This is a genomic window from Garicola koreensis, assembly GCF_014195445.1.
GTDB classification, from domain to species: Bacteria; Actinomycetota; Actinomycetes; order Actinomycetales; family Micrococcaceae; genus Nesterenkonia; species Nesterenkonia koreensis.
The window spans coordinates 90505-106475 of the sequence record NZ_JACIBT010000003.1 but is presented as its reverse complement, the minus strand read 5'-3'; the positions used below and the strand labels follow the sequence as shown (position 1 = coordinate 106475).

14 protein-coding genes and 2 pseudogenes are annotated in these 15971 nt (G+C 63.4%); 11 read left to right on the top strand and 5 right to left on the bottom strand.

Annotation, left to right across the window (positions count from 1 at the left end; translation table 11 throughout):
• Positions 1–196 precede the first annotated feature (196 nt).
• From FHX47_RS06885 to FHX47_RS06870, 4 genes are all read left to right on the top strand, one after another.
• Positions 197–1138 carry a cation diffusion facilitator family transporter gene (locus FHX47_RS06885; protein ID WP_183358187.1) on the top strand — a complete coding sequence of 314 codons (942 nt, stop codon included), beginning with the start codon at positions 197–199 and terminating at the stop codon, positions 1136–1138.
• Positions 1135–2049 carry an EamA family transporter gene (locus tag FHX47_RS06880; RefSeq protein ID WP_183358186.1) on the top strand — a complete coding sequence of 305 codons (915 nt, stop codon included), beginning with the start codon at positions 1135–1137 and terminating at the stop codon, positions 2047–2049. Before FHX47_RS06885 ends, FHX47_RS06880 begins: the two co-directional genes overlap by 4 nt.
• Positions 2050–2851: 802 nt before the next feature.
• Complete coding sequence (locus FHX47_RS06875) at positions 2852–3325, top strand: helix-turn-helix domain-containing protein (RefSeq protein WP_012801972.1); 474 nt, start codon at positions 2852–2854, stop codon at positions 3323–3325.
• A gap of 6 nt (positions 3326–3331) precedes the next feature.
• Positions 3332–3898 carry a PIN domain-containing protein gene (locus tag FHX47_RS06870; RefSeq protein WP_183358185.1) on the top strand — a complete coding sequence of 189 codons (567 nt, stop codon included), beginning with the start codon at positions 3332–3334 and terminating at the stop codon, positions 3896–3898.
• 360 nt (positions 3899–4258) lie between these two features.
• Here FHX47_RS06870 and FHX47_RS06865 read toward each other — a convergent pair whose 3' ends face one another.
• Complete coding sequence (locus tag FHX47_RS06865) at positions 4259–5608, bottom strand: tyrosine-type recombinase/integrase (RefSeq protein WP_183358184.1); 1350 nt, start codon at positions 5606–5608, stop codon at positions 4259–4261.
• Positions 5609–5734: 126 nt separating this feature from the next.
• On the opposite strand from FHX47_RS06865, the pseudogene FHX47_RS06860 reads away from it, so the two are divergent.
• The 5 genes and pseudogenes from FHX47_RS06860 to FHX47_RS06835 form a co-directional block, all read left to right on the top strand.
• Positions 5735–6939: pseudogene (locus FHX47_RS06860) on the top strand (ISL3 family transposase); the annotation flags it as partial.
• A gap of 133 nt (positions 6940–7072) precedes the next feature.
• Positions 7073–8392 (top strand): tyrosine-type recombinase/integrase, encoded by a 1320-nt coding sequence (locus FHX47_RS06855; protein WP_183358183.1) that lies wholly within the window; start codon positions 7073–7075, stop codon positions 8390–8392.
• Positions 8389–9339 (top strand): tyrosine-type recombinase/integrase, encoded by a 951-nt coding sequence (locus tag FHX47_RS06850; protein ID WP_183358182.1) that lies wholly within the window; start codon positions 8389–8391, stop codon positions 9337–9339. Before FHX47_RS06855 ends, FHX47_RS06850 begins: the two co-directional genes overlap by 4 nt.
• A gap of 6 nt (positions 9340–9345) precedes the next feature.
• Positions 9346–10335 carry a tyrosine-type recombinase/integrase gene (locus FHX47_RS06845; protein WP_168888656.1) on the top strand — a complete coding sequence of 330 codons (990 nt, stop codon included), beginning with the start codon at positions 9346–9348 and terminating at the stop codon, positions 10333–10335.
• A gap of 554 nt (positions 10336–10889) precedes the next feature.
• Complete coding sequence (locus FHX47_RS06835; RefSeq protein ID WP_183358181.1) at positions 10890–11129, top strand: type II toxin-antitoxin system ParD family antitoxin; 240 nt, start codon at positions 10890–10892, stop codon at positions 11127–11129.
• Positions 11130–11169: 40 nt separating this feature from the next.
• Here FHX47_RS06835 and FHX47_RS06830 read toward each other — a convergent pair whose 3' ends face one another.
• Positions 11170–11487, bottom strand: a complete 318-nt coding sequence (locus tag FHX47_RS06830; protein WP_183358180.1) for a type II toxin-antitoxin system PemK/MazF family toxin — start codon at positions 11485–11487, stop codon at positions 11170–11172.
• Positions 11477–11707, bottom strand: a complete 231-nt coding sequence (locus FHX47_RS06825) for a hypothetical protein (protein ID WP_183358179.1) — start codon at positions 11705–11707, stop codon at positions 11477–11479. The genes FHX47_RS06830 and FHX47_RS06825 overlap by 11 nt, the downstream gene beginning before the upstream one ends.
• A gap of 322 nt (positions 11708–12029) precedes the next feature.
• On the opposite strand from FHX47_RS06825, the gene FHX47_RS06820 reads away from it, so the two are divergent.
• Together FHX47_RS06820 and FHX47_RS06815 are read left to right on the top strand one after the other, a co-directional pair.
• Positions 12030–12392 carry a hypothetical protein gene (locus FHX47_RS06820; protein WP_183358178.1) on the top strand — a complete coding sequence of 121 codons (363 nt, stop codon included), beginning with the start codon at positions 12030–12032 and terminating at the stop codon, positions 12390–12392.
• Positions 12307–12900: an RES family NAD+ phosphorylase gene (locus FHX47_RS06815; protein WP_343064331.1), complete on the top strand. Its 594-nt coding sequence runs from the start codon at positions 12307–12309 to the stop codon at positions 12898–12900. Before FHX47_RS06820 ends, FHX47_RS06815 begins: the two co-directional genes overlap by 86 nt.
• On the opposite strand, the pseudogene FHX47_RS06810 reads toward FHX47_RS06815, so the two are convergent.
• A pseudogene (locus FHX47_RS06810) lies at positions 12897–13677 on the bottom strand (transposase family protein); the annotation flags it as partial. The gene FHX47_RS06815 and the pseudogene FHX47_RS06810 overlap by 4 nt on opposite strands.
• 343 nt (positions 13678–14020) lie before the next feature.
• Positions 14021–15919, bottom strand: a complete 1899-nt coding sequence (locus tag FHX47_RS06805) for an ABC transporter ATP-binding protein (RefSeq protein ID WP_183358176.1) — start codon at positions 15917–15919, stop codon at positions 14021–14023.
• Positions 15920–15971: the final 52 nt, after the last annotated feature.

The following is a 15971-nucleotide window of genomic DNA, read 5'->3' as shown; positions in this document are numbered from 1 at the left end:
CTGGGCCAGGGTTCTTCGCTCTATCTATCCCGCACAGTTTCCCGTGTGCGCGCCGACATGAAGATTCGGTGAAGTTCGGCTCCGAACTGTTGTCCCTGTCGCAACTGCCCAGTAGCGTCGAAATGGTCCGGGGTTCTCCGGCACTTGGTAAAAAGATGAAGGAGTACAGCGATGACGAAACGGAGGAAGGAAGGCGATGGCTCACGGTAACGGCGGTCGCAGCCACGCGGGGCACCTGCCCTCCAGCGGCGCCGCCCTGGCGATTTCGGCGTGGCTGACGGGGATCTACTTCGTCATCGAGTTGGGCATCGGCCTGTGGACGGGATCGGTGGCGGTGATTTCGGACGCCGCCCACACCTTCTCGGCGGTGGGTGGCGTGCTGGTGGCCATCATCGCCGCCCGACTGGCCCGCCGCCCGGCCGATAAGGACCGCAGCTTCGGTTGGTATCGCGCCGAGATCGTGGGCGCCCTGGTCAACGGCGGCTTCTTGCTGGGCATGGCGCTGGTCGTGATTGTGATGGCCGGCATGCGCATGACCGACCCCGTTGACTTGCCCACTACACCCATGCTGTGGGCGGCGGCCGGTGGCTTGCTCACCGAGTTCATCTCGTTGGGATTGATCTGGAAGCAAAGCCGCAGCGACCTGAACGTCAGAGGCGCGCTGTGGCACATTCTTCAGACTTTCGTCGGCAGCCTGCTCATCATCGTCACCGCGCTGGTGATCCGCTTCACCGGGTTCTTGCTGATCGATCCGCTGCTCGGAATGGCCTTCGGCTTCGTCCTGGTATGGGCAAGTTGGGGCATCCTGCGCGACTCCACCCATTTGCTGATGGAGGGCACGCCCGCTGAGATTCGCCTGGGTGAGGTGACCGAAGCACTGGAAGCGCTCGACGGCGTTGAAGGCGCCCATCACGTGCACGCTTGGGCACTGACCAGTGGACGTTACGTGTTCTCCGGTCACCTGCGCATCGCCGACGGGGCCGATCCACAGGCTGTGCTCCAAGCCGCCTCCAGCATGCTCAAGGATCAGTACGGCTTCTTCTTCGCCACACTGCAGGTGGAGGCCGCCTACCTCGACGAGTCCGACGCCGAAGCGATCGATGTCATGCGTGAGACGCGCAAGAAGGGACAGGCGTGAGAACCCTCCTTCTGCTTGCCTTGATCACGTTCTCCGAGGCGACCATCGGTGTGTTCGTCAAGCTCACCGACGGGCGGATCCCAATCCAGACGCTGACCTTCTATGCCATGGCCTTCGCAGCGACTTTCCTGTTCATAGCGCGAGCCCTGGCAACTCGGCAATGGCCCCGCTTTCCCGCGGGCAACGTCAAGGACACCGCTATCATCGGCGTGCTGATCGCGGCCCAGGGCAGCGCATTCAATTTCGCGATGTCGCTTGTACCTATCGCCAACGCGGTGATCTTCTGGAGCATCGCGCCGTTCTTTGTGTTCATCTTTTCGGCGATTTTCCTCGGCGAGAAGGCGCGAAAAAGCTACATCCTGATATTCGCTATCGCCCTGGCCGGCATTGCGCTGGCCAACCCGCTCGGTGGCGGCCATATGCTGGGAAATTTCGTGGCGCTGGCCACCGGGGCGATCTACGCCGCGATGGTCACCTACATGCGCTACGAGGGTAAAACCGAGACCGGGAACGACATCGCCTGGTCACTGCTGGTCGCCGCACTTTCGCTTTCGCCGTTCCTCCTGATCGTCGGCCCCGGCCAAGTGGCGACGACGATCGCGCATCCGGCACTCGGCGTGGAACTGCCGGTGATGCTCTGGGCCGCGGGCCTGGGCATCGTCTCCACAGGTTTCGCCTACTTCGGCATCTCCATCGTCTTGAAGTCGATCGATGCCAATGTCTATGCCCTGGTCGACGTCATCGTCTCGCCGGTTATAGCCTCCATATTCGGATATCTGATCTTCGCAGAGGTGCCCGGACGAGGCATCATCTATGGTGGCGCCTTGCTGCTCGCCGCCGGCTTCTGGCTGACCCGCGAGATGTCGCGGGGCCGAGAGAACCAAGCCGTGCACCCATGCCAACGCGTCTAATCGCCGCAGGCAATAAAGGGGGCAGATTCCAGTGGACGTCGCCGGGTGAGTTGCATTTAGCGACCATCGATGAGCAGACCCATGCCCCCGCAGGTGTCGCAACCGGGGCCCGGCCCGACACAGCGCGTTGTCCATGTAGGCGGTTGGTCCGCATGTGCGCCGCCACTCTTGCGGGCCCGACCTCTAGGCCGAGCGACTTTGTGGCCGCACTGTGCTGTTCGGTGTGATGTTCGGCAAACGGAGCATATGCCAAGTACCCGCGTGAGGACTTTCCTTACTGGTTCAAGCGCGCCTTCGGCGCGAGTGCCCGTCGTGCTCCGCTCCGCGGGGACCCCCGCGCTGCGCTCGCTTCGCTCGCTCCGCGCACCCCCGCCCGCTCCGCACTCCGGGCACAACAACGAGGCACCCGCCCGTCTGGACGGATGCCCCGCTGGCCTGTTCCGATCAGCTCGTCTCAGGCACGATGACCCGGTGGACACCGCACACCTGGAAGCCGACGAGACCTTCGGCCCTTGCCTGGTACGCGACTGCCCGAACTACATCGGGCGCCATCCTGCTTACCGCGAGGCCACCGACCCGCGGTTAGAGAGTCTCCACGCCGCGCACCAGCATCAAGGGCGCTACGCGTCGCTACGCGATGGCCTCCGGCCACCCCTGACCCTGGTCCGCGACGCGGAGGAGGGCTAGTTATCGGGTCGGTGGCCCCACTCCGGCCGGCCCCAGATCTTTGCGACGCCCCCACCGTGGTGGTTGTTCGTTTTGTTCGTTTGAGTATCCTTGTGGATGAGAGGACGGCGACGACATGACCAAGACAGCAGCTGGCCCCGACGTCCGAACCTACGTGCCCGAGGGGGCGGTCGATCCGGCCCTGAAGGCCATCCTGGGCGAGGGCAGTACACAACGACCAGAACTCGTTGGCGCTAATGGCGAGCGCCTCCTGCTGCCCGAAGCGATGTACGACGTGCTCCGGCAGGTCGCAGAAGCCCTCGACAAGGGCATGGGGGTCACCGTCGCGCCGAAGAACGCCCGCCTGACCACCCAGGAGGCGGCCGACTTTCTCGGCATCTCGCGACCTACCCTCGTCCGCATGCTCGAAAGAGGCGAGATCCCCATGGAGAAGCCAGGGCGTCACCGGTTCGTTCGGCTGGCAGACCTCGTCGACTACCAACAGCACCAGAGGAACCAGCGACGCGAAGCGCTCGAACGCATGGCCCTCGAAAGCGAACGCGATGGACTCTACGAAGCCACCGACGGTCCGCCCCGGCGCACTCGCTGACACCAGATGGCGTTCCCAGCCTTCCTCGACACCTGCGTCCTCTATGGAGCAAACCTCAACGACACCCTGCTCCGGATCGCTGAGGAGGACGCCTTCAGTCCGCAATGGTCCCCGGACGTCGTCGAGGAACTTCGCCGCAACCTCAGCATGATCCCCAACCTTCCGGCGGGTGCAGCCGACCGTCGCGTCAAAGCCATGACAGACGCGTTCCCCGAAGCAATGGTCGAGGGCTATGAACCGCTGATCCCGATCATGACCTGTGATCCAAAGGATCGTCACGTCCTGGCTGCCGCCGTCCACAGCGACAGTCAGGTACTGGTCACGTTCAACCTCGACGACTTCCCCACCAGTTCGCTCGCCGGCTTCGAGATCACGGCGGTGCACCCGGACGACTTCCTGCTCGACCAGCTCGACCTGCACCCGGAGAAGGTGGCCCGTTCCATGATCCGACAAGTAGACGAGGCCACTCGCCCAACACTGACGATGGCCGACCTGCTTCAAAGGCTCAGCCGTGCTGGTGTTCCTCGCTTCGCAGCCGAGTGCCAACGACGGCCTTTCAGCTCGGCCACCTGAGGGCGACCGTGGCCCCGCCGGAGCGCTGGGGAGCGAGGCCTTCAAATGCCCCCATAGTGCCCCCGTCACTCCGAGAACGACCAACCACGCCCACACGACCCAACACCAGAACCCGCATGGTTGAGCGGGAAGTTCATCACGGGCAGGCGCCGGGCCCGACTCGTAATGAATAGGTCATCGGTTCGATTCCGATAGGCGGCTCAGCGGAACGCCCTCGACACGGTCGGGGGCGTTTTTGCTGGTCAGGGGCGGTTTTAGCCGAGCCGGCAAGGACGGCGACCAGACCTGCAAGCGCCGCCAAGAGCAGTTCGGCGGGGCCGAAATGGGCACACTTTGGGCACATCAGGTGGCGAAGGGGGCTCATGGCTGGGCTCCCCGCAGGCCGTCCAGCGCGGCTGCGATCTCGTCCAGCTCGTCGTCGTAGAGGTGCGCGTAGATGCGCGCCGTGGTGGTGATCGACTCGTGGCCCATCGCTCGTTGGATATAGCGCAGGTCGGCGCCGGCCTTCCTCGCCAGACTGCCGAAGGTGCGTCGCAGGTCGTGCGGCGTCACCCCCTCGAGCCCCGTCGACTTCAGCGCAGCGCTCCACCCTGACCGGTGCCGCCAGTTCCCGTTGCGCAGGTAGCCGCCGTCCGGAGCGGGGAAGACCAACGCATCCGCAGACCGACCCGCGGTCCTGGCCTCGAGCACCTCCCGCATCGAGGGCGGGATCCCGATCGAGCGTGCAGAGGTCCGCGACTTCGGAGCAGAGACATCCATCCGACCGCCGACCTCGGTAGCCCGCTCGACCACCCGGACCCTGCCCCGCTCGAGGTCGACGTCCGAGACCCTGAGGGCGGCCAGCTCCGACCACCGCAGACCGAGCAGGGCCATCGCCAGCACCAGGTCGCCCTCACGACCGAGGCGTGCCGCCAGGGCCTCGACCTGGGCCATGGTCAGGATCCGCTCGCGCGATGGAGGCCTCGCTGGCAACCGGACGCCACGAGCGACGTTGTGGCTCAGGCGCCGGGTCCGCATGCCGAAGTCGAGGACGAGACAGAAGACTCGGTGGGCGTAGCGCACGGTCTCCGGGCCCTTGGTCTTCCCGAGCGAGGTCACCCACTCCGCGACGTCGGCGTGCTCGATCTTCGCGACCGGCCACGTGCCGAAGTGGTTCAGCACATGGCGAAACGCCATGCGGTAGTTCTGCTGCGTCGTCACCCGTAGATGGGTCATCCCGCCCTGCTCGTACTCGGACCACAGGGCCGTTAGCGTCACCAGTCCACGTCGAGGGTCGACGAACTCCCCACGGCGCATCCGACCCCGCAGCTCGTCCTCGAATGCCTCGGCATCCGCACGCCGGTCGAACGTCCGGGACCGCTGGCGGTGCTCCGGTGTCCGGTACCGGACCCGCCAGCGCACCCGCCCCGAGTCCAGGACTCGACGCTCGATCACGTCGGCACCTCCCTGATGTCCTGCTCCTGCATGGCCATCTCCTCTCTCTAGCCCAGATCGCGCTTTGCGGCGTTCGGCTTTCCACAGGTCGTACTCGCGGCTGCGGGCTGCGACCGCCAGGGCCAGGGCTTGTTCGAGGTTGTCGCGCCAGCCGGTGCCGACGTAGGTCCAGGTGCCGACGACCTGGGTGGTCTCTTCTGCGTCGTCGGCGAGTAGGCGTGCCTCGAGGTCGCGGGTGTCGAGGGGTTGTCCGGTGCGGCGGGACTCGGCAGCCATTGCCGGCTCTTCACAATTGAGGGTGTAGTCCCGGACTGTGGGCGGATGGGCGCGTCGGTGGCCGGATAGGGGTCGAGGCCTTCCGATGATGGAAGTTCTCACACTGCCTATCTGGAAGACCTCGACGTGGTTGACGCTACCTTCAATGACCCTGACCTGACGAGATTCGCCCGCCTTGATGAGCTCGGCCTGGAAGCCACTGGCCAACGCATTGAACCGCGGCGTGCGGTGCTTGCCTGCCGCGTGGTCGAATCCGATGACTGGTGCCGCCGCTGCGGAGCCCCAGGCTCCCCGCGGGGCACGGTGATCCGCCGGCTGGGGCATGAACCGTTGGGGTGGCGGCCCACCACGCTGCATGTCACGGTCCGTCGCTACCGGTGCGCCGAATGTGCCCACGTATGGCGGCAAGACACCACGAAAGCAGCCCAGCCGCGGGCCAAGCTCTCCCGCAGGGGCCTGCGGTGGGCCCTGGAAGCGCTGGTGATCCAGCACCTGACTGTGGCTCGGGTGGCCGAATCGTTGGCGGTGCGGTGGAACACCGCCAACGACGCCGTTCTGGCCGAGGGCCGGCGGCTGCTGATCAACGACCCCCACCGGTTCGATAACGTGACCACGATCGGGGTCGATGAGCACGTATGGCGCCACACCCGGGGCGGGGACAAATACGTCACCGTGATCATCGACCTCACCCCGCTACGCGCCGGCACCGGGCCCGCCAGGCTGTTGGACATGGTCGAGGGCCGCTCCAAACAGGCTTTCAAGACGTGGCTGGCCGACCGCGACCAATCCTGGCGGGACAAGTCGAAGTAGTAGCCATGGACGGGTTCACTGGCTTCAAGACCGCCGCCGAAGAAGAACTGCCCCAGGCCACCGCCGTGATGGACCCCTTCCACGTTATCCGGCTCGCCGGCGACGCGGTGGAAAAATGCCGCCGCCGGATCCAGTTGAAGACCCTCGGCCACCGGGGCCGCAAACAGGATCCGTTGTACAAGGCCCGTCGGACCCTGCTGACCGGGGCCGACCTGCTCACCGATAAGCAGTACGGTCGGATCCAGGACGTCTTCGACGGTGACGCCCACGTCGAAGTCGAAGCCACCTGGGCCTTCTACCAGCACATGGTCGCCGCCTACCGCGAACCCGACCGGGCCCAGGGAAAGCAGATCATGCAGAAGGTGATCACCAAGCTCTCCCGCGCCGTACCCAAAGCACTCACCGAGCTGACCACACTCGGGCGCACCCTGAAGAACCGGGCGGAGGACATCCTGGCCTACTTCGACCGACCCGGCACCTCGAACGGTCCCACTGAAGCGCTGGAATGCCGATGTCGGCATTCTATCGCTTATGCCGATGTTTGGATTATGCCGACCTTTTCGGGTTGCCCCTGGTGAGGGCCGAAGGGCGTTGACTCTTGTCGGCATAATTTTGGGATGAGAGTCTGCCTGCTCCTGAAGGAAGGAGCAGGTGATGAATAACTCGATGTGTGCCGAATACGCGTCGATCGCCGCTGTGGATGACCCGGGGTTTATAGGGACTGAGATCACCGTAGGTGACCAGGTCTTTTCCGCGGATCAGTGGAGGCAGAAAATTTGGCCTCGCCGCTGTGCGGGGCCTATGACTGCAGTGATGGCCGAGTTCATAGATTGGCTGCTGGTACAAGGTTATGCTCCCTTGACCCAGCGTAATCATGTGCGTGCAGCAGCGCGGCTGGGCTCATGGATGACCGAGGCTGGTGTCGGACTCGATGGCCTTGACCCAGACCGTGTCAGGCTCATGGTGGCTCAGGATAATCAACGCCACCCCAAGCACCGGTCGGCCAATGAGAATATCTCGGCGGTGATGCGCTTCCTGCAACAGACAGGCAGAGTTCCGGCCGCTGCGACTGTTGAGGTGCCGACTGGGCCAGTGCAGGTGTGTCTTGCAGCCTGGGCGCGTTTCTTAGCACAAGAACAGGAACAAGGACCAAGCTGGATCGGGAAGGCCCGTAGTTTCGGGGAAGGCTTTCTGAGGCTGATCGAGGACGAGCAGGGCCAGCTGGCATGGGGCCAGGTTGATGCCGCGATGGCCAACGAGTTCTTGGCCCGTGCCGTGGCCGGCTATTCCTCCTCAACGGCTCAGTCGATGGCCGCGCTGTTGCGTGGACTGCTCACCTGGGCGGCAGCCCAGGGATGGATCAGCGACACCATTGCCAGTGGGGTTCTCTCTGCTCGACGAGTTCGGCCTGATCTGCCGGTGGCGATGCGCAGTGCTGAACTCGCCGCGCTAAAGCGCGCAGTCGATCTGACCAACCCCACGGGATTACGAGATGCAGCGATCATCGCGATGCTTTCTCGATTAGGGATACGTGCCGGCGAAGTTGCTGACCTGAGTCTTGATGACATCGACTGGAGAAGATCGTCTCTGCAAGTGACCGGCAAGGGCGGTCGAGTGCTGGTGCTTCCGATGCCGGCCGATCTTGGCCAGGTCCTGGTTGATTACTTGCGCGTGCGTCGGGCCGACCCCGGTGAACGCGGTGTCTTTATCCGCTCGATGCCGCCATTGACCGCGTTGAGTCGCACCGGCATCAGCAATGTGGTGACCAAATACGCTCGTCTGGCCGGTCTTGAAGGAGTCTATGCTCACCGGCTTCGGCATACGCTGGCTTCCCAGGTGCTCAGCGCAGGCGGGACCATCAGGCAGGTAAGTGAGCTCCTCGGGCACACAGACCCCGCCTCGGCCATGAGCTACGCGCGAGTGGACATGGCCCCGTTACGCGGAATGGCCCCACCGTGGGGCAGGTTGCCATGAGTGCCGAGCTGGTCAACGTCGAGCTGGTCACCGCACTGGAGGACTATCTGGCCAAACGGCGGGCTCTGGGCTTCAAGCTGCTGATGGAAGAACGCCACATGCGGAATTTCCTTCAATGGCTCTGGGCCAGTGGAAATACTGGTGCCAGCTTCACAGCTGCCCAAGCCGCCGCCTGGGTTCGCGGCGAGGGCGACTTTACCAGCGGCTATCAGCACCAGCGCCTCAGTGCAGTGCGCTGTTTTACCCGCTACTGCCAGGCACTGGCAATGGATGTGCAAGTGCCCACCACTAGAGCGTTAAACGCCGGTAGGGACCGGCGCAGGCCTCACATCTACTCCCAAGCCGAAGTCGACGCGCTCATCGGCGCTTGCTACCGGGTTTTCAGTCACCCGTTGGTTCAGACGACGATGGCCCATCTGATTGGTTTGCTGGCGGTGACCGGAATCAGGCCCGGAGAGGCTCTACGCCTACGAGCTGGCGATCTCGATGTCGGTGCCGCAACCATGCTGATCCAGGCGAACAAACACGGTCCCGATCGGGTTATTCCGCTGGGTCCCACCACCATCAATGCCCTGACCAGCTACCAGGCCGATCCCTCCCGGCAGGCGGCCGGTCCTCAGCCTGATGGCCCGATCTTTGTCACGATCACAGGCAGCGCCTATCAGCGACAAAGCGTGGGCGCTCACTTCCAGCGAATCCGTGCCGCGGCTGACTTCACTTGGGAAGGTCCAGCTCCACGTTTATCAGACCTGCGCCACACCTTCGCTACCCGGCAGATGATCCGGGCCTACACCACCGAGGCAACTGACCCGGCCGCGACGTTGAGTCTGCTGGCCACTTGGCTGGGCCACTCAGATCCCGCCCACACCTACTGGTACATCGAAGCCGTCCCCGAACTGCTGGCCCTGGCCGCAGGCCGGGTCGATGCCATCACCACCACGGAGTGAATCACCATGACCTACCTCACCACAGTGCTACAAGCATTCTTCACCGACTACGTCCATGCCCAGCGCAACCTCTCGGCCAACACGGTCGCCTCCTACCGTGACGCCTGGCGGCTGCTGATCAAGCACATCTGCGCCACGACTGCGACCCCGGCAGATCACATCCGCCTGGAAGATATTGACCGGTCGGTGGTCACCGGCTTTCTGGAGCATCTGGCCACCGAGCGGGAAAACAGCGCCGCGACACGCAATGGGCGGCTTACTGCGATCTGTGCTGTGTTCACACACGCCCTGCCCGATCACCCAGAACACGCTGAGAGTCTCCGCCAGATCCTGGCCATCCCACCAGCGAAAACCTCCAAACCTCAGATCGGCTACCTCAACGAGGCAGAGAGCGCTGCACTGCTGGCAGCACCGAATCTGGGCAGCTGGGTCGGCCGGCGCGACCAGGCGATGCTCGCTCTGGTCATCCACACCGGGTTAAGAGTCAGCGAACTGATCACACTGACCATCCCCAGCATCCACGTCGGCACCAGCCCACATGTCGAATGCGAAGGCAAGGGCCGAAAACACCGGGCCATACCCATCAGCACTCCACTGGCAGAGCAGATGCACCGTTACCTCACAGAACGCGCAAACCGCACAGGAGAGGCCCTATTTCCCGGGCCGCACGGCAGGGCCCTTTCACGCGACGCCATCGAACGCCGCCTCGCCATTCACTTGGGCACTGCCAGCACATCCTGCCCGTCCTTAAGAGGTAAGCACATCACCATGCATTCGCTGCGTCACACTACGGCGATGAATCTGCTTCACGCCGGAGTCGACGTCAGCCTCATCGCCCTATGGCTGGGCCATGAGCAAACCTCAACGACTGACATGTATCTGCAGGCAGACATGGAAACCAAGAAAAACATCCTCGACAAGACCCGCCACCCCGAAATCGAGGCCGGCACCTACACGCCGTCACCCGACGTACTCACCTGGCTGGAGAATCTATGATTATGCCGACAAGAGTCAACGCCCTACGGCCCTCACCAGGGGCAACCCGAAAAGGTCGGCATAATCCAAACATCGGCATAAGCAATCAATGGCCGACTGGAACACCTGCGCGGCTCAGCCCTGGGCTTCCGGAACCTCACCAACTACATCGCCCGGTCGCTGCTAGAATCCGGAGGATTCAGAACCCAACTACACCCTCAATTGTGAAGAGCCCACAAAGTCCTCTGCCGTAGGAACTACGCTGCTTAGACGGCATCTGTCCGGTTCTGCCCGCAGCTCTGCGGCAGGGGCGTGGGGGTCGATGACCACGTGCCACACGTGCTCATCAGCAGGACTGACTCTGCTCAGCCTCACCGGCTGTCCCAGAACGGCTTCGAACTCATGGTGCTCCAGGTCCAGCAACGGCAGCAAGGGTTCGATCCCAGGGACTCCCACCAACTCCATCCGCAACGGCCTCTGAAAGTCTGGAAGCACGATGGCAACCAGGGTATAGCACCGTTGGTAACCGAGTGCCGTGAGAAGAACCTGACTGCCCTAAGGATTACGCTAGCTCCATGGCGAGAATGAATATCTCATTGCCCGAAGGGATCAAGGAGCCTCACGAGGAGCAGGTCCATGAGCGTGGCTATGACACCGGCAGCGAGTTCATCCGCCAGCTGCTCCGGCGACAGCAGCAACGCTCCCAGCTGCACACCTTGTTGGTGGACGGTATGAGCTCTGGGTCCGGCTCGGAGATGAACGAGGAGTACTTCGATCGGTTGCGCGATCGGGTCTGGGAGGCCGGGGCCGCGTGAGTCCTCTGAGCGATGAGTGCGAAGACGACCCTGCTGTTCTTCAATCCAGGCCCAGCACGACCAAGAGAGCAGCGTCCACGGCACGCAACTCCGCGGCGTCCAGGCGGCCGGCGAAGTCTCCCAGCCGGGCCTCTGGATCCACCACGGTGAGCTGCTCGACCATCACGCGGGTCATCGTGCCTTCGATCTCGATCTGGGGTCGGAAGGATGCCTCGCGCCGCCCGGTGGAAGTAGGTGCAACGACCCACGTGGACAGCGGGAGGTCGTCGGACTGCAGCACCACCGCGAACCGTGCTCCGGCCTGCTCGTGTCCGCGAACGTCCTTAGGTGCTCGGAGCCGGTAGAGATCACCACGCACGAACGGCATCCATCTTCGCAGCCAGCTCACGCGAGGCCGCGACGTCTTCAGGATCATTGCGCAGCGACTCGGCCTCAGCCCGAAGCGCCGCCCGACGGTGTGCCCGTTCAGCCTCGAGAATCGCAGTCCTGGCTGCTTCAGAGCGCGACAGTCCACCGTAGGTCAGCGACTCCAAGGCGCGCTCCACCTCTGGATCAGTGCGTATTGTAAGTGTAGCCATATGACATAGTGTAACACCTAATGTACGATACTCGGCAGGAGCTTCCGGTTGCAATTGGGAGCACGCTTAGATATCGATGACCAGACGGAGGCCGTCGATCAGGGTGTGGCTGAGCTGGTCGCCGGCGTGCGGGACTACGTGCGGGAACGAGAACGGAAATCGAGTTGACGTCTTATCCGGTGAACTACGGTCTACCGATGTAGATGAGCTGGCCGAGCGCATCGGAGCCGGACAGCGGCAGGTCTCCAGAATCGAGCTTGGTGACACTTAGGCGACGTTAGTGCGACAATAGAGGCACTATACATGCCAGGAGGTGGTCTCGATGAGCGAAGCTATTCGCACGCATTCGGCCGCGGAGTTCCCGGTCAGAGATGTCTCGGAGATCATTGGGGAGCTCACAGGGGCCTTCGGGTCCTCGTTACTGTCATTCATCATGGAAGTCGACAACCGGTCCCTTCAGCGCTGGGCCGTCGGCCACGGCATCCGCTACGACTCAGAGAAAAGAGTCAGAGATCTCGACGCCGTGTACACCCTGCTGCGCCAGAAAGAAGAACCGGCCACGATCAGGGCGTGGTTCATGGGGATGAACCCCCAGCTGGATGACGCCTCACCAGCTGAAGCGATCCGAGACGGGTCTGCCCGGGATGTCATGGCCGCAGCTCGCGCGTATCTCAATGCTGCCTGAACACCTTGAGGCCCCGGACACCAGGGACCTCAACGGTAAGCGGCTCTATCGTGTCGCCCGCGCTGATAATCCCTTTCATTGGTCTGAGATCTCTGCGGAAGACAGTCCACGCAAACACGCCGGCAATCGCTTTGACGTCCCTGGTCACGGGGTCCTGTACTTTGCCAGCGATCTAGAGGGTGCCTACGCGGAGACGCTGGCGCGGTTTCGACCAGCGCCTGCGATAAGGAAGCACGTGGCAGAGCAGGGCCCTCATTTCTTGATGGTCGGAGGAGTGCCGCGCGACTGGAGAGACAAGCGCACAGTCGCCGAAGCTGTTTTCAATGACCCACTGCCTTTCCTCGATGTGGAGAGCGCACACACTCATGAGGTCCTCAGCTCTGCGATGGCTGCTGAGCTGGTCGACCTAGGTGAAGGAATCATTGATGTAGCCAGTGTCCGAGGTCGAAATCGATTGTTGACCAGAGCCATTGCCGGTGCTCATTATTCAGGCGTCATTGAAATCTGATGCGATCTCTCATTCTTGCCCTGGGTCGTGGGCCTACCGGGCAGTCCGCTGATCGGCATGGTGCCCTTGGACGCCAGGAAGATCTCCACCGAGCCGATGGCGCCCGGGCGCTGCTGGTTGAAGGCCGAGGAGTTATCCGAAAGCAGCTCACGTGGAGCCCCGTGGGCGGCGATGGCGTGTTGGAGCACCTCTTTGGCATCAGCACTGTTCTCATGGCGGGTATAGGCGCTGGTGCCCATATCGAATCTGGTGGCATCATCGAGCAGCTGATAGATCGTCGCGGTGGTCCCACTGATGAGCCGGTACTCGAAGGCATCGAGTTGCCACAGCGACATCGCAGTCGAGCGAGCGAAGGGGATGTAGGAGGACTTCGGACGCTTCTTCGGCGAGGCCTCGACCTGGCCCACGCTGGCCAGCAGCCGGGCGATGGTCGCCACCGACGGAATCTTCTCCCCGGGGAAGGCATCCTGGATGGTGGCCCCATAGTAGATCGACCGTGGCCCATAGTCCCACCCGTCAGCTTTGAGCTGCTTACGGATCCGGACCAGTTCGTTGATGACCTCTGGGCCGTACCGCCTGGCCGGGGTCCTCGGGGCCCGGGAACGCGGGTGCAGTGCTGCTGTGGACTCCTGAGCCCCGCCGCCGGCGGATCTTGTAGAACACGCTGCGAGAGATCTTCACTGACCGGCAGAACTCGGTGACTGTGAGCGCATTGGGCCGGGTGGGGTCGTAGTTGATGATCGCGGCCCGGACACGAGGTGAAAGAGAATTAGCCATCCGTTGAGCGTGGCAGGAATCCAGCAGGGCAACTGTCTTCGATGTGGTGAGACACCCTGTCCACGATGTCATGAGATCGTGTGTCCTCGATGTGCTGAGACAGGACACACGAAGCTTTGAGACCCGGTGTGCATGAAATACTGAGATTCAGTGTCCACGATGATGCGAGATTACACACCAACTACGCAGACTACCGCTTCCAACTAAGGCCATCCGCCAGCTGCTACCTATCTCAGATGTCCACTACTTCAGGGTAGGCGCAGGCCTCCGAGGGGCGCCGGGCGGCGCTGTGCGTCGGAGAGCCACCTGCACGTTTGGGCGCGGTCATCCGGCAAAGCGGTCCCTAGGTCACGCGGCGCGCCGCTAAGGCGGCGAAGGCGCCGTCGCCGTTCAGCAGGGCACTCGGTGCGCCGGATTCGACGATCCTTCCAGAGTCCAGCACCACGACCTTGTCGGCCTCCAGGACCGTGTCGAGCCGATGGGCGATCAGCAGGGTCGTCCGCTGCTGGGCCAGCTTGTTCAGAGCGTGCTGGACCTGGGCTTCGGTGGTGTTGTCCAGAGCGGAGGTCGCCTCGTCCAGCACCAGGATCGGTGGGTTGCGCAGGATCGTGCGGGCGATCGCCAACCGCTGCTGCTCGCCGCCGGAGAATCGGTGCCCGCGAGCACCGACGAGGCTGTCCAGACCCTCCGGCAGCCGGCGGACGGTCTCTGCCAGGGCCGCGTTCTCCAAGGCTGACCACAGGTCGGCGTCGGATGATTCGGGCCGCGCCAGCAGCAGGTTCTCCCGGATGGTGGCATGGATCAGGTAGGTCTCCTGGGAGACGACGCCGACAAGCTGGGCCAGATCCTGGGGATGAATCTGATCCACCGAGACGCCGTCAATGGTGACTGTGCCGGCGGTGGGGTCGTACAACCGGGGCAGCAGGGCCGCCAGCGTCGATTTTCCGGATCCGGTGGGTCCCACGACAGCGACGGTCCGACCGGCCGGGATGTGCAGGTCGACGCCGTGCAGCACATTCGTGCTGGGGGACTCAGGGTTACTGGCGGGGTCAGTGTTGCTGGGGGATTCAGCGTCGTTGGAGGAGCCCGAGCGGTTGGCGACGCCCGAGCCGTAGGAGAAGTCCACACCGCAGATGCGCACCTCGCCAGTCAGGTGCGCCGGTTTCATACGAACCGGGTTGGCAGCGGGTGTCAGTTCCGGAACCAGGTCCAGATACTCGAAGATGCGGGAGAAGAACGCCAAGGCGGTGTACCACTGCACCCCAATGTTGAGCAGCCCCATCATGGGCCGGAAGACCTGGGACTGCAGCGCGGTGAAGGCGACGACGGTGCCGATGGTCATGGTCTCTGCGGCGAAGGGCAGCCCTGCCGCGAAGTAGATGACGGCGGGGATAGCCGCGAAGACGATCTGCATCGTGGCCATGCGCCAGCGGCCGGCCAGCTGGCTGCGGACTTCCAAGCCGATCAGGTCACGTGATCGCAGCGTGAACTTTTCAGCATCGCGCTCGGTGGTGCCCAGAGTCTTGGCCAGCCGGGCACCGGAGACGCTGAGCCCCTCCTCGACCTGGGTGTGGAGGCCAGCAAGAGCCTGTTGGCGCTCATCGGTGAACTGCCGACGAAGCCTCGCGACCTGCCGCGAGAGCCAGATGGCCGGAGGCAGCACGATCACTGAGATCATCGTCAGGCTCGGCGACAGGGCAAGCATGGCCACGAACGTGGCCACCACGGTGGTGATGTTCGCCGCGACGCCGGTGGCGGTGGTTGTCACGACCTGCTGCATACCGGAGATGTCATTCATCAGCCGGGACTGGACCTCACCGGAACGGGTACGGGTGAAGAACCGCAGGGACTGAGCTTGCAGATGGGTGAAGAGACTGACCCGCAGCCCGTGCATCACCCGTTGGCCCATCAGCGTCGACATCCAGGTCTGCACCACGCCGATCACAGCCGTCAGTGCCGCGATGACGATCATTGCTGCGGTCAGCCATGCCAACAGGGCCAGGTTCTGATTCGGCAGCGCGTTGTCGATCACCTCGCGCACCAGGAAGGGCTGGGCGATGGTGATGGCCGAGGATGCCGTGATCAGGGCGACCACGAGTGTGATGGCCCCTCGATGGGGTGCGAAGAGCTGGGCAATGCGCCGCAGTGAGACCGGATGCTGGTTCAGCTGTTGGCGGTCCTCCGGAGCAATCTTGGTGCCGCTGAGGTGGGCCTGCCCGCGCGGCTGAGCTGTCACAGTCATTATGTAAAGAGGTTACCTCACTAAGAGGTATCCAGGCAATAGAGGTAGTATG

Bases quoted from the DNA above. Each gene is read 5' to 3' on its own strand.
- FHX47_RS06885 (WP_183358187.1), top strand. From the start codon at position 197: ATGGCTCACGGTAACGGCGGTCGCAGCCACGCGGGGCACCTGCCCTCC.
- FHX47_RS06875 (WP_012801972.1), top strand. From the start codon at position 2,852: ATGACCAAGACAGCAGCTGGCCCCGACGTCCGAACCTACGTGCCCGAG.
- FHX47_RS06870 (WP_183358185.1), top strand. From the start codon at position 3,332: ATGGCGTTCCCAGCCTTCCTCGACACCTGCGTCCTCTATGGAGCAAAC.
- FHX47_RS06865 (WP_183358184.1), bottom strand. From the start codon at position 5,608: ATGGCTGCCGAGTCCCGCCGCACCGGACAACCCCTCGACACCCGCGAC.
- FHX47_RS06855 (WP_183358183.1), top strand. From the start codon at position 7,073: ATGAATAACTCGATGTGTGCCGAATACGCGTCGATCGCCGCTGTGGAT.
- FHX47_RS06850 (WP_183358182.1), top strand. From the start codon at position 8,389: ATGAGTGCCGAGCTGGTCAACGTCGAGCTGGTCACCGCACTGGAGGAC.
- FHX47_RS06845 (WP_168888656.1), top strand. From the start codon at position 9,346: ATGACCTACCTCACCACAGTGCTACAAGCATTCTTCACCGACTACGTC.
- FHX47_RS06835 (WP_183358181.1), top strand. From the start codon at position 10,890: ATGGCGAGAATGAATATCTCATTGCCCGAAGGGATCAAGGAGCCTCAC.
- FHX47_RS06825 (WP_183358179.1), bottom strand. From the start codon at position 11,707: ATGGCTACACTTACAATACGCACTGATCCAGAGGTGGAGCGCGCCTTG.
- FHX47_RS06820 (WP_183358178.1), top strand. From the start codon at position 12,030: ATGAGCGAAGCTATTCGCACGCATTCGGCCGCGGAGTTCCCGGTCAGA.
- FHX47_RS06815 (WP_343064331.1), top strand. From the start codon at position 12,307: ATGACGCCTCACCAGCTGAAGCGATCCGAGACGGGTCTGCCCGGGATG.
- FHX47_RS06805 (WP_183358176.1), bottom strand. From the start codon at position 15,919: ATGACTGTGACAGCTCAGCCGCGCGGGCAGGCCCACCTCAGCGGCACC.